We start from the raw sequence: 13,085 nt of genomic DNA, 5'->3' as shown, positions 1-13,085 counted from the left end.
TGTTAATGGGATGATTAAAAATCCTAATCTTTCTAGGTTCACCTCTATTACAGAAGTGAACCTAGCATCTGACAATGCAAATGCTACTGTATATGTGTCATGTGCAGATGAAAGAGGCTTAGATAAAAGTGTTAGAGCACTTAATAGTGCAGCAGGCTTTATTCAAACTCATGTTGGAAAGGTATTGAAAACAAGAAATACTCCACGCCTTGTTTTTAAAGCCGATAACAGTTTTATTGAAGGTGAAAGATTAAATAATATTATTGATGAGGCAATGGGGCGTAAATGAGCGATTTCTCAGTGCTCATCCTTGATAAAAAACCAGGTGAAACCAGCTTTAAATCCTTAAATGAAGTAAAAAGATGCCATAAAGGAAGCAAAGTTGGCCACACTGGTACATTAGATAAATTTGCTACAGGAATAATGGTTGTATTAACAGGTGAGGCTACAAAGCTTAATCCTCTATTTTCTGGGATGGATAAAAAATATAAAGCAACTATTAAGTTTGGAACCCAAACTGATACATTAGATCCTGAGGGTGAAATTATTTACCAAGCAGAAAAACCTACTTTAGAAGAGTTAAATAAGTCAATAAAAAAATACATAGGCGATATTAAACAAGTACCACCAGAGTATTCGGCTATCCATGTAAATGGAAAAAGAGCATATGAAAGAATACGTAGTGGTGAAGAAGTTGTAATGGCTGAAAGGGATGTTACAATATATAACTCTTCTTTAATTTCATTTGATGGTGAAGTAGCCGTTCTTGATACTCACGTAAGTAAAGGAACATATATTCGTTCCCTTGCAAGAGATATTGCAATCTCTGCCTCTTCTCGTGGATATCTTACAGCCTTAGATCGTTATGAAGTTGGACCATATTCAAGAGCAGACATCACAGGGCCTACAAATACGCTTGAAAATACTCATGAGTTAATCAAAAGAGTATGTAAGGAAGAATTAATACTTGATAAAAACTATAAAAAGAAAGCGATAAATGGTTTTCTTGATAAAAAAGGTATTATTTTCTCATCCTCAAATGAGGACACCTATTATAGAATCTTAATTGATGATTTATTATTTGGAGTTGCTTTAAAGGAGGGATCGCGATATAGCATTATCGCATTAACAGAACGTGGAAATACATGATTTTTTCGCTTTAGTTAACTCAAAAATCCTTAAAGATGTTCCAATAGCACTTACAATTGGTGTTTTTGATGGGGTACATAGAGGGCATGAAGATATATTTAATAAAGTAAAAGAATATGCTCTTACACACCCTGGAACAAAAACAATGGTAATAACTTTTTCACAAAACCCAAAGATAAAAGGGCAAATGTTTGTTGATACCTTAAGACTAAGAGAAGAATATATCTCATCTTTTGGTATTAATTACTTTACCCTTATTGACTTTTGTGAAGAAATAAGTAAGATAAGTGGTAATGAGTTCATTCGCTTACTATGTACTATGTGCCGTGTAAAAGCAGTCGTAGTCGGTGAGGACTTCAAATGCGGTACTCCTAATTCCCAGGTAACGGCTAAAGAGTTGGAAAAGGAGTTTGAATCCACAGGTAATAGTGTGGATGTCTTCATTCGTGAAACCATCATGGATGACCAAGTTCGAATTTCCTCCACATTGTTAAGACAAATGATTCAAAAGGGAGACCTTGACGGTGTTAAGCGTCTTTCTGGTAGGCCTTATGTTATTGATTTAGTTGAAAAAGCTATTGTTGATAATAAAAGTCTTACATTTGCAACATCTTCTATTAATCAAGTTTTGCCTCCTTTTGGAACTTATAAAGCACTATTAAAACTAAAAAGTGGAAATAGCATTGCTTGTAAGGTAACAATTGATGAGTCTAAGCTAATGATTGATAAAAATGAAAAAGATGTTGAATCATTAAGCATAATAACTAAGGAGTTATAAACAAAAATGGTATCAAAAGAACAGAAAGCAGAAATTGTTTCTAAGTTTGGTGGAAACACAGCCAACACAGGTGATTCAGCAGTACAGGTTGCTCTTCTTACAGCTAGAATCAACGATTTACAGAATCACTTCAAAGCTAATCCAAAAGATCATGCTGGTAAGCGCGGTCTCTTAAAGCTTGTTGGTCAGAGAAGAAGACTTCTCAAGTACATTAAGAACAGAAACATCAACGAGTACAGAGATTTAATTGCAAAGCTCGGTCTCAGAAAGTAAAAAAATATTATTTAAAGCTTAGCCGAACAGGCTAGGCTTTATCTGTATTATAAAGAACAAAAAAAGAACGAATAAGGGAATTTTTATGAGTAATGTAACTTCTGTTTCCGTTAAAATCGGAGACGGTGAACTTGTCTTTGAGACAGGTAAAATCGCTAAACAAGCGAGTGGTGCAGTTTATGCACATTATAAAGGAAGCGCTGTTATCGCAACAGTTTGCTGTGGTGAACAGCCATCAGAACCAATCGACTACGTTCCTGTTAGTGTCGAGTACAATGAAAAATATTATGCAGCAGGAAAGATCCCAGGTGGATTTTTAAAGAGAGAGGGCAAACCAAAGGATAAAGAAATCCTTGTATCACGTCTTATCGATCGCCCAATGAGACCACTTTTTGATAAAGCATTTGGACGTGAAATTCAGATTGTACCAACAGTTGTTTCATGTGATATGATCAATACACCAGATATTGTTGCAATAAACGCAGCATCATGTGCTGTTACTATTTCAGATATTCCATTCTATGGACCTATTGCAGCAGTAAGAGTTGCTTTAATTGGCGATGAATATGTAATTAACCCAACATTCCAGCAGATTCCACAGGCAAAACTTGATATCGTTGTTGCAGGTACCCACGATGGTATTACAATGGTTGAAGGTGGTGCAAAAGAAGTAAGTGAGCAGAATATGCTCGATGCTATCGCTGCAGCACAGCCTGTTATTACACAAATTTGTGAAGCTCAGACAAAGATGAGAGAGCTTTGTGGTAAAGAAAAGCTTGCTTTAATGGATGTAACTCAAGATCTTTCATGGCTTGAAGAGGTTAAAGAGTTTGCTTATCCACTTGAGAAGGAAGCATCATTTGTTAAGGGTAAGATGAACCGCTATGCTGCACTTGAGGAAGCACACAACAAGGTTAAAGAGCACTTTGCTACATTAATTAGTGAAGATGAAAAGCGCCCAGCACAGCTTGCTGCTATGTTTGATGAGCTTGAATATAATATTCTTAGAGCTTCAATTCTCGATGATGGTGTTAGAACTGATGGAAGAAAAGTTACAGAAATTAGACCTATTACATGTGAAGTAGGTGTTCTTCCTTGCACACATGGTAGTGCACTCTTTACACGTGGTGAAACACAGTCTCTTGCAGTAACAACACTTGGAACAGCTCAAGATGAGCAGATGTTCGATACAATCGATGGTGATAAGAGCTTCTCTAACTTCATGCTCCACTACAACTTCCCTCCATATTCAGTAGGTGAGTGTGGTAGACTTACAACAGGTAGAAGAGAAATTGGTCATGGTCACCTCGCTCAGAGAGCTCTCGAAGCAGTAGTACCAAAGAAAGATCAGTTCCCATATACAATCAGAGTTGTATCTGAAATTATGGAATCAAATGGTTCATCTTCTATGGCGTCTGTTTGTGGTGGTTGTCTCTCATTAATGGATGCTGGTGTTCCAATCACAGCTCCAGTTGCAGGTATTGCAATGGGTCTTATTACAGAGGGTGCTGACTACTCAAGATATGTAATCCTTTCAGATATTCTTGGTGAAGAAGACCACCTTGGTGATATGGACTTTAAGGTTGCAGGTACAAGTAAAGGTATCACAGCTTTCCAAATGGATATTAAGATTGCAGGTGTAACACCTGAAATCATGAGCAAAGCTCTTAACCAGGCTAAGGAAGGTAGAATGCATATTCTTGGCATTATGACATCCACTCTTCCTGCTCCAAGAGCTGAAATTAGTGAGTATGCTCCTAAGATTCTTTCTGTCAAGGTTCCTGAAGAAATGATTGGTGCTGTAATTGGTACTGGTGGAAAGACAATAAAAGCAATTGCTCAGAAAGCCGGTGCTGAAATCAACATTGATGATGATGGAACAGTAATGATTTATGGAAAGAATAATGCATCTGCTCAGGAAGCTAAGCGCTTAATTTTATCTATCATCGAAAAGCCTGAAGTAGGTAAAATCTACCATGGTACAGTAAAGAGAATTGTAGACTTTGGTGCATTTATTGAAATCCTTCCAGGAAAAGAAGGTCTTTGCCACATCTCAAAGCTTGCTAAAACAAGAGTAAAGCAGGTTTCTGATGTCCTTAAGGTTGGTCAGGAAGTAGATGTTAAGCTTATTGAGATTGACAGAATGGATCGCTTAAATCTTTCTTATGTCGATGCCCTCCCAAAAGAGGAAACAGAGGAATGCAAGAAATAAGCATTGTTTTAAAAGAGGGAGCTAAGGCTCCCTCATATCAAAGTAAGCAAAGTGCAGGTGCTGATTGCTATGCTTATCTACCAGATGGAGAAATAGTTATTAATCCAGGTAAAAGTGCATTAATTCCAACTGGAATAAAAATGGCTATTCCTAATGGTTATGAAATACAGGTAAGACCAAGATCTGGACTTGCATTAAAAAATTGTATTACTGTTTTAAACACTCCAGGCACAATTGATTCAGACTATAGAGGAGAAGTTGGTATAATTTTAATTAACCACTCTGATGTTCCTTTTACAGTCAAACATCATGATAGGATTGCTCAGCTAGTCTTTGCAAAATGTGAGAGTGCAGTTTATAATGTAGTTTCTACTTTGGATGAAACTGAACGTGGATGTGGAGGTTTTGGCTCCACTGGAGTATAAATGCTATTAAGAAGAGAAAGATATACTATATTAAACTATCATGTTCTTAGGGAATTTCTTCTAAACTTTATAGTTTCCTTTATCTTTTTCTTCTTTATTTTTTTTGTTAACCAAATTTTACTACTAGTAAAAAAAGTAATGCTGAAGAATGTTGATATCTTTATGATGCTTCAGCTTGTAATGTGTGCTATCCCACAATTTTTACAATATGTAATACCTTTTGCAACTCTCTCTGCTTCTAGCATGGTATTAGGTGACTTAGGAGCTAATAACGAATTACTAGCTCTTAGAAGTTTAGGGATACCTATGAAGAAAGTTTATAAGGTATTGATTATACTTTCTTTAGTCTTAACCTTATTAACCTTTTATATCTCTGATTACTTAATGCCTCAAAGTCAAAAGGTATATAAAAGTTTACTTAATAATATTATGAGAGAGCTTCCAACCTTTGAACTTAAGGAAAATGGAACAAATACCGTTGGTGATATTGTTCTTGTAAATAAAGAGGTAGAAGGTAATAAAATTAATGATATTTTATTATTTAATAATAGTGCAAATCCTGAACAAACAATTAGTGCTTCATCAGGCACTTTAGAGCTAATTGATTTAGATAGATATATTTATAAGCTTGATTTAAATGATACCAAACTTCTATTAAGCGAAAAAGATATCTCTTCATGGTCTTTAGCAACAAGTGAAAATACAACTTTATTTTTAAATTTCTCAGATCAAATACCAGCCCTTACTCAAGATAGTCCTTCTAATTTATCAAATAAAGATTTAGCTGTGTTAATTAATGAGTCAAAAGAAGATTTAATAGAAAGCAGAAAACGCTTTCACAATAACAGAAGTGAAATCTTAACTAGTATTGCATCAAACCTTAGTGATGTTGATAGCTATGAAAACTATCTTCAAGTAAAAAGAAATATTGAATCAAAAGTTACAGAGCTTGATATCTATGGAGATAAAGAACCAATTGGTTTTTATTATCAATACTACACAGCTGAGTGGCATAAAAAATATGTACTATCATTTGCCTGCTTTTGCCTAACAGTAGTAACCTTCCCACTAAGCTTTATTAAGATAAAATATGGAAGGCTTTTTGGCTTTGGATTATCTTTACTTGTTGCAGTCTTATATTGGTATATATTATTTTTCTCACAGTTAAAGATATTTGATGTAACATTTAGCAGTAGTTATTTAATGTGGATATGTGATGGTGTAATGCTATTACTTGGTGGTGTTCTATTATTATTAAAGAGAAAGTAAAAATGAAAATAGTAACGAGATATATAACATCATCAATATTAAAAACTGCTATTATTACTCTCTTAGTATGTGTACTACTAGTACTTGCTGTAGAGCTATTTAGCTCAATGAATAAAATAGTAACATCTAGTACTAATATTAAAGATATAATAAAACTATCAATCCTAGGTCTTCCTGAATATTTAATGATGGTTGCATCTATTTCTTTTTTATTTGCAACGACTTTTTTCCTTTCACAGCTACAAGCTAATAATGAATTAATAATGCTCTACAATGCAGGACTTAGCTATTTTAAAATTGCATCTAAAATAGTTATTCTTGGTGTAATTGTAACAATTGTTTTTTTCTATTTTTCTGAAACAATTATGATTGATGCAAAACTTGAACATGCCAAAATGTCAGATGAGCTATTTGGTCTATCAGGAACTAGCGATAGTAGAAATATTACTCTAACAGATTTAGATTCAGATTATGTTATACATGCTTCACGATTTAGTGAACAAAATAGCACTATTTATAGTGTAACACTAATAAAAAACAGTAGAGATGGAATTGATTTAAGAGTTAGTGCTGATAGTGCAAAATACTCTAGTGAAGGTTATTGGATATTCCAAAATGCTAGGGTTTATCAAAGAGAAGGGGAAAGACTAATTACCTCTTTTGAAAATAGTTATCCAATTACTGATTTTACTCTTGAACCAAGACTATTTAAAAATGCATCAAATGATGTAACAACAATGGAAAGAGTAGATGCAATAAACTATCTAAGGAGAATAAAAACTCTTGATAGGGATACCTATTACAGTGCTGCAACAGACTTTTATGGTAGAATTTTTTCTCCATTTTCTATCTTGATACTTATTGTTATCTCTGTTTCAATGAATTACCGATTTAAAAAGAACGTATTTTTATTTAGTATTATACAAAGCCTATGTACAGCTGTTGTCTATTACGTTAGTCAGATGGTATTCACAATATCATCATCACAGGGAGTAACTGAACCATATATGTCAGTTATTCTACCAATTGTAATAGTAACTGTACTTTCATTAATTGTTAGATCTATCGGAGGAAAGAGTGGCTAAACAAATATATACTAAGGTATTGCAGGATAAGGAAACTAAAGCTCGAATTGGTTACATTGATCTTCCTCATGGAAGAGTTGAAACTCCTGCATTTATGCCTGTTGGTACAAATGGTACTGTAAAAGGTATTTATCACGATAAAGTGGATGAAATTGGGTACAAAATTATCTTAGGTAATACCTACCATCTCTATTTAAGACCAGGAACAGAGGTTCTTGAAAAATTTGGAGGATTACATAATTTTTCTAACTGGAATCATAATATTTTAACTGACAGTGGTGGTTTCCAAGTATTTTCCCTTTCTGGACTGAGAAAAATTAAAGATAATGGTGTAACATTCCAATCTCACATAGATGGGTCAAAGCATGTATTTACACCTGAAAAGGTAGTTGATATTCAAGCTATCATTGGTTCTGATATTGCTATGTGCTTAGATGTTTGTACACCTCCAGGAATTGATTACAGAAATGCAAAAGAAGCGTGGAGAGTAACTAAATCATGGGCAGAAAGATCTATTGAAGAGAGAAATAAATTAGGAGAAAAATTCAAAGGTAATTTATTTGGTATCGTACAAGGTAATTTCTATGAGGATTTAAGAAAAGAATCAGCACTGACACTTTCTGATATGGATTTTCCAGGTATTGCTATTGGAGGACTTTCTGTTGGAGAGAGTAAGGAGCAATTTAATGATTTTCTTTCCTATACAGCTGGGTATATTACAGAAGAAAAACCTAGATATGTAATGGGTATAGGTTCCCCTGACTACATTCTTTCATGTGTTGAAAATGGTATTGATTTATTTGACTGTGTACTTGCAACACGTATGGCTAGAAATGGTGGTATTTTCACTGACGATGGTGTTATTACAATGAAAAAAGCAATTCACCGTTTTGATGAAAGACCTCTACAGGAAGGCTGTACTTGTACTTGCTGTCAAAAATACTCAAGAGCATATTTACACCATTTAATTAAATGTAATGAAATGTTTGGAGGAATGCTTGCAACAGAGCACAATCTAACATATCTTTATACATTCCTTGAAAGAATTAAACAAAGCATTAGAGAAGGGCGTTTTGCTGAGTTTAAAAAAGAGTATATGGCCCGCTTCTATGGCTCAAAGTAAAGAGAAAAACTCTTTAATATTGATGGTCTTGACCTTTCTATCCCGAATCTTGGGGATAGTTAAGGCAAGATTTATATCCTCCTTTTTTGGGGCAGGATTAGTTGCTGATGCAATAAACTTTTCATACAACATTCCTAATAATTTAAGAAAGCTATTTGCAGAAGGTGCTCTATCACAAGCTTATTTACCAATTTTTGCAAAGTTAAAAGATGATGATAAAAATACTTCTCTTTTCTTAAGTCAAGTTTTTACATTACAAATAATAATATTTATACCGCTCATCATACTTTGCTTTGTTTTTAATCAAAACTTTATATCATTAACTAGTGGTTTTACAGATAGCTATCAAATAACAATTGCATCTAATTTACTACCATTTTTTCTTATTTTTTTATTTTTAATTTCAATTTCAACACTATTTTCAACTGTATTACAAATAAAGCAAAGCTTCTTTGTTATTGGACTTGGTCCAATAATATTTACACTTAGTGTTATTGTTTCAATTAAGTTTTTCACAGGTAAATTATTCTATTTTTCAATGGCAATAGGAAGTGTAGCAGGAGCATTACTTCAAATGTTAAGCCAATACATAGTAGTGAGAAAAAACAATGTAAAGGTAACAATAAAAAATCCAATAAAAGGTGAATACACTAAGCTAATGATTAAGGCTTTTTTACCTGCAACTTTATATTCACTGATCATGGTAGTAGACCAATATATATCATTTTATCTTGCATCTACCCTTGAAAGAGGTGCAGTAAGTGCTATCACAAATTCTATTATTTTTTATCAAACTCCATATGGAATATTCTTTAGCTCAATTAGTAGTGTTTTCTTTCCTCTACTTTCTTCTGAAAAAGATAATGAAAAGAAATTAAATTATTTATCAACTGCACTTTCTTATCTATTTTTATTACTTTTACCAAGTGCAATAATATTATTAACGCTATCAAAAGAGTGTATTTCAGCAGTACTACAAAAAGGTGAGTTTACATATATAGATACAATAAATACATCAAAAGTTTTAAAGTGGTATTTATTTTCTATGATACCATTAGCATTTTCCTCAATGCTTAGTAGATATTGTTATAGTAAAGGAGACTATCGCTATCCTGTTATAGTATCGTTAACACAAGCTATATTAGATGTGTTTTTTATGATTCTTTTTATAAAGCTAGATTTTGGAGCTGAGAGTATTTCACTTGCTCTTCTTTCTTCTGTAATAATTTCATTAACTTTGTATATTATCAAGTTAAAGGGATTAAAAATATTAAAATTTTCTAAAGAATTACTAAGGTCTTTTATTGCAAATATTCCATTAATTATTTCTTGTTTAAGTCTCAAATTGTTAAATTTAAACTATTATCAAATGGGATCGAATGTGAAAACATTTTTAATAACAGCCTTAATTGGTGTTGGGTTATTAATAATTACTCTCTGCTCTTATATTTTATTTAAAGTTCCATTTCTAACCCTATTAAAAAGGAAGGGACCAAATAATTAAATCTGGTCCCAATTATTAATTAGAAGTCTGCAACTTCGATTGATAAAATTGTGTAGTCATACTTAGTGCCGTTGATTTCAAATTTAAGTTCATCACCAACAACCTTATTAAGCAGACTCATTCCAAGTGGAGTCTTGAAGTTAAGAATATATCTATCTGGATCACTTTCCCACTGACCTAAGATAGTGTAGGTAATTTCTTTATTTTGAAGATTATCCATCATCTTTACCTTAGTTCCAAAAGAAATCTTTGAAGGATCAACTTTATCAGGTGTGATAACTTGAGCTTTCTCAATTTCTTCAGATAGAGTTCTTAGCCTAGCATTTAAGTTCTTCTGCTTATCTTTTCCATATTGATACTCAGCATTCTCTCTTAAGTCTCCTAGTGCTCTTGCATCAGCAATTTCATCTGCAACCTCAAGAAGCTCAACGTGTTCAATATGATCTTTTTCCTTAAGCTTTTCATCTAAGCACTTCTTAGTACATAAGAATCCTGTAGGAATTAAATTATTGCTCTGAACTGGAGCTTCATCATCGAAGAATCTGAAATCTGGATACTTTTCACTGATAATATACTTGATGCTAACTTTTTTACCTGGATCGATATTCTTATCATTTGCAATAATAGAATAAATCTTAGTTGCAAGTTCTTGAGTACCCATCTCGATTGCATCATAAATTTTCTTTTCTGTGAAAAGTACTTGCTCAATAAGAGCATTACGCTTCTTATTTTCAGTAACATCTTTCTTAAGCTCTACGCAGCTAGCTGTGTAATCTAAGAGTAAGAGTAGGGTAATGATTCTTGTTTCCTCACTAACACCTGCTTTTTCCCATTCTTTTTCTGAGGCATTCTTTAAGTTCCAAAGCAGTACGTCAGCCATATCCTTATAGTTTTCAATACTCTCACGCAGGATTTCAATATAAACTTTAGTTTGACCTAATGATCTAAGTCTTTCTGGGATATATGAATAAGTATAATATGGGAAGCATTTTTTGAGGATATCAGCCCAAGACTTATCTGTATCAATTACATTATCAAGGAAAGCTTTCTTTAACTCAGCATTATTAATCTTATTAAATAAAGCAACCTTATCTGTAATAGACTTATAGAGTGTTGCAAATTCAACAGGATCATCAACTGTAGCAGTTGAAATATGATCGTGAGAACGAAGAATTGATAAAAGAAGGTATGATGATACAACTTCATCATTAACACCATTCTTTCTACTCTTTAAGGTAAAGTTGAAAAATCTTATCATCTCAGCAAAGCTGTCTGACTCTGTATCATAGTTTTCATTAACAAAGTCTCTGAGGTGCTTAACTTTACCATAGAAATCATTTTCACCTTTAAAGAGCATGAGCTTTTTCTCTTCAGGAGTAATTGGAGTAGAGCGAAGAGTATAGGTTTCGTTTTCTCCAATAACAACAGAGAAATATGGATCCTCCATTAATACCTTCTTAGCATCCTTCTTAAATTCGTTCCATTCTTTTTCAGTTAATACCTTAGGACAAAGATCACTCTTCATCTCTTTTAAAGAACACTTACTATTATGGCTTTCCATAATAGTCATTAATGCCCATCTTGTGTCAGCCTTAACTTTAGCAGCAAGCTTCTGAGGTACAACAGCTCTTAAAACTCTAATATTTGATTTAGCAAGTGGAGTAAGAGCTCTAAATGCCATATCAGCACTCATCTTTACTTCGCTCTTACCAAAGTTGATAACAACTTCTTTTTCACTAATAGCCTTAATTACACCAAGTCTATCAAGTGATTGTTGATAAACAAATGAACCGTTATCAAATGCAATATCTGTTTCAAAAGCATCAATAGCTTTACTAAAATCAGGACTACCACTCTTTAATCCAGATCTCTTAATGCACTGCTTTAATCTAGTTGAAGTTGAATACTTCTTCTGGAATGCAAGTATTAATGCACTCTGTGCATCAATATTATCCTTATCAAGCTCAATTTCCTTCTTTAATACAGCAATACTTCTATTAATATCATTTGATACCATCTTTAAAAGGTCATTGAGAAGCTCTGTTGCAAAGCTATGAGAAATCTGAAGGGAAGCTTTTTCAGCTACACCTAAATAGTAGCCAAAATCCTCACAGCTATTATTTAATAAAATTGACCAAATTGTTCTGATGTTATCAAGCTCTTTTGCACTGATAAATCTCATTAATGAGCGGCGATAATAGAGAATAGCATTCTCCTGATCACCAATTTCCATGTAGTGATCAGCAAGCTTTTTTGTAAGTTTTCTCTCCTCAAAATCAATTTTTACTAAACGAACATAAATAGGCCACTTATCATTGTCATGACCTGTCTCTTCGTAGCAGTCAGCAAGAGCACGTAGTGCAAATTTATTTTCGTTTAAAGCAAGAATCTTATCACAGAGGAACTTAACAACTGCCCAGTTATGAATCTCATAGAATGAGACAAGAAGGTTTTGCATGTTGATATTATCTTCATGTGGACGACGAATCATAGAAATCGAGCCAGAAACATATCTACCCCAAACACTATCTTCTCTTTCTTGAATCAATTGATCAGATATTTCTTTTACATTAAGCATATCTTCACTATCGATTTTTTTAATTGCCTTATCATATTCAATAAAAGCATCTGGAGTTAATGCTTGAAGTTCAGCCTTTGTGAACTTTCTATCGCTTTTAAGCATTGTTTCAATTTTCATAAAAAAATCATCCTTAATTTTTCCTATGATATTTGCCATAAAACAAACCGGGCAAGGGCAAACCTTGCTCGGCATTTGTCTTTGACTAATTAAAATATATCACCAACAAAAGAAAAAAGCAAATCGATTTTATTCTCTTTTTTATTACAATAATTTGTTAAAATAAAATACAATAAATAGTAAATATTTATTTTTAACAAAAAATCAACCATTTACTTTAAATCAGTTTTTAGAATTAAAGTGTTTATTTTAAATTATGTTATTATTTAAAAATATTGTTAATAATATTACATTATTGTTTTTATTATGTAATGATATAAACACTATAAATAATTTAATATAGGTTTAAGAATTATATATCTTATATAAAAATATTATTGAAAAAATATTGATGAAATGCATTTTTATACGTAATATGGTTAGCATATTTAATAACAAAGGAGAGAGACAATGAAAAAGATTTCTGTTGCTCTTTTAGTAATGCTTCTCGCTCCGGAGTTTAGACTTTCAATCTAGCTAAAAATCAATAAAATCATCGATTCAGCCCTTAAATGGGCTTTTTTTGTGCT

General features: G+C 32.8%; 11 protein-coding genes. 10 read left to right on the top strand and 1 reads right to left on the bottom strand.

Annotated elements, in window-relative coordinates; genetic code table 11:
- The 10 genes from rbfA to murJ form a co-directional block, all read left to right on the top strand.
- On the top strand, positions 1–289 hold a 289-nt coding region (rbfA, locus tag SOY52_RS10270), incomplete at its 5' end, for a 30S ribosome-binding factor RbfA (protein ID WP_320848861.1).
- Positions 286–1,149: a tRNA pseudouridine(55) synthase TruB gene (truB, locus tag SOY52_RS10265; protein ID WP_320848860.1), complete on the top strand. Its 864-nt coding sequence runs from the start codon at positions 286–288 to the stop codon at positions 1,147–1,149. The genes rbfA and truB, both read left to right, overlap by 4 nt.
- The gene (locus SOY52_RS10260; RefSeq protein ID WP_320848859.1) at positions 1,136–1,927 is read left to right on the top strand and encodes an FAD synthetase family protein; all 792 of its coding nucleotides are present in this window, start codon (positions 1,136–1,138) and stop codon (positions 1,925–1,927) included. The genes truB and SOY52_RS10260 overlap by 14 nt, the downstream gene beginning before the upstream one ends.
- A 6-nt stretch (positions 1,928–1,933) precedes the next feature.
- Positions 1,934–2,200, top strand: coding sequence for a 30S ribosomal protein S15 (rpsO, locus tag SOY52_RS10255; RefSeq protein WP_320848858.1), 267 nt, complete (start codon positions 1,934–1,936; stop codon positions 2,198–2,200).
- Positions 2,201–2,285: 85 nt separating this feature from the next.
- Complete coding sequence (pnp, locus tag SOY52_RS10250; RefSeq protein ID WP_320848857.1) at positions 2,286–4,412, top strand: polyribonucleotide nucleotidyltransferase; 2,127 nt, start codon at positions 2,286–2,288, stop codon at positions 4,410–4,412.
- Positions 4,400–4,837 (top strand): dUTP diphosphatase, encoded by a 438-nt coding sequence (gene dut, locus SOY52_RS10245; protein ID WP_320848856.1) that lies wholly within the window; start codon positions 4,400–4,402, stop codon positions 4,835–4,837. The genes pnp and dut overlap by 13 nt, the downstream gene beginning before the upstream one ends.
- The gene (locus tag SOY52_RS10240) at positions 4,838–6,106 is read left to right on the top strand and encodes an LptF/LptG family permease (RefSeq protein WP_320848855.1); all 1,269 of its coding nucleotides are present in this window, start codon (positions 4,838–4,840) and stop codon (positions 6,104–6,106) included.
- A gap of 2 nt (positions 6,107–6,108) precedes the next feature.
- Positions 6,109–7,191 (top strand): LptF/LptG family permease, encoded by a 1,083-nt coding sequence (locus SOY52_RS10235; protein ID WP_320848854.1) that lies wholly within the window; start codon positions 6,109–6,111, stop codon positions 7,189–7,191.
- Positions 7,184–8,314 carry a tRNA guanosine(34) transglycosylase Tgt gene (tgt, locus tag SOY52_RS10230; protein WP_320848853.1) on the top strand — a complete coding sequence of 377 codons (1,131 nt, stop codon included), beginning with the start codon at positions 7,184–7,186 and terminating at the stop codon, positions 8,312–8,314. Before SOY52_RS10235 ends, tgt begins: the two co-directional genes overlap by 8 nt.
- Entirely contained in the window at positions 8,301–9,818 is a 1,518-nt protein-coding gene (gene murJ / locus SOY52_RS10225; RefSeq protein WP_320848852.1) for a murein biosynthesis integral membrane protein MurJ, read from the top strand. The genes tgt and murJ overlap by 14 nt, the downstream gene beginning before the upstream one ends.
- Positions 9,819–9,837: 19 nt before the next feature.
- Here murJ and SOY52_RS10220 read toward each other — a convergent pair whose 3' ends face one another.
- Positions 9,838–12,516 (bottom strand): GreA/GreB family elongation factor, encoded by a 2,679-nt coding sequence (locus SOY52_RS10220; protein ID WP_320848851.1) that lies wholly within the window; start codon positions 12,514–12,516, stop codon positions 9,838–9,840.
- Between the last annotated feature and the right edge of the window lie 569 nt (positions 12,517–13,085).

The sequence above is a fragment of the Bullifex sp. genome, from assembly GCF_034103065.1.
Lineage (GTDB): Bacteria > Spirochaetota > Spirochaetia > Sphaerochaetales > Sphaerochaetaceae > Bullifex.
The sequence above is the reverse complement of the archived record's forward strand: the minus strand, read 5'-3'. Positions and strand labels throughout refer to the sequence as shown.

What these genes read in the sequence shown, in the direction of transcription:
- murJ (WP_320848852.1), top strand. Translation starts at nt 8,301, where the DNA reads ATGGCTCAAAGTAAAGAGAAAAACTCTTTAATATTGATGGTCTTGACC.
- dut (WP_320848856.1), top strand. Translation starts at nt 4,400, where the DNA reads ATGCAAGAAATAAGCATTGTTTTAAAAGAGGGAGCTAAGGCTCCCTCA.
- SOY52_RS10240 (WP_320848855.1), top strand. Translation starts at nt 4,838, where the DNA reads ATGCTATTAAGAAGAGAAAGATATACTATATTAAACTATCATGTTCTT.
- truB (WP_320848860.1), top strand. Translation starts at nt 286, where the DNA reads ATGAGCGATTTCTCAGTGCTCATCCTTGATAAAAAACCAGGTGAAACC.
- SOY52_RS10235 (WP_320848854.1), top strand. Translation starts at nt 6,109, where the DNA reads ATGAAAATAGTAACGAGATATATAACATCATCAATATTAAAAACTGCT.
- pnp (WP_320848857.1), top strand. Translation starts at nt 2,286, where the DNA reads ATGAGTAATGTAACTTCTGTTTCCGTTAAAATCGGAGACGGTGAACTT.
- SOY52_RS10220 (WP_320848851.1), bottom strand. Translation starts at nt 12,516, where the DNA reads ATGAAAATTGAAACAATGCTTAAAAGCGATAGAAAGTTCACAAAGGCT.
- rpsO (WP_320848858.1), top strand. Translation starts at nt 1,934, where the DNA reads ATGGTATCAAAAGAACAGAAAGCAGAAATTGTTTCTAAGTTTGGTGGA.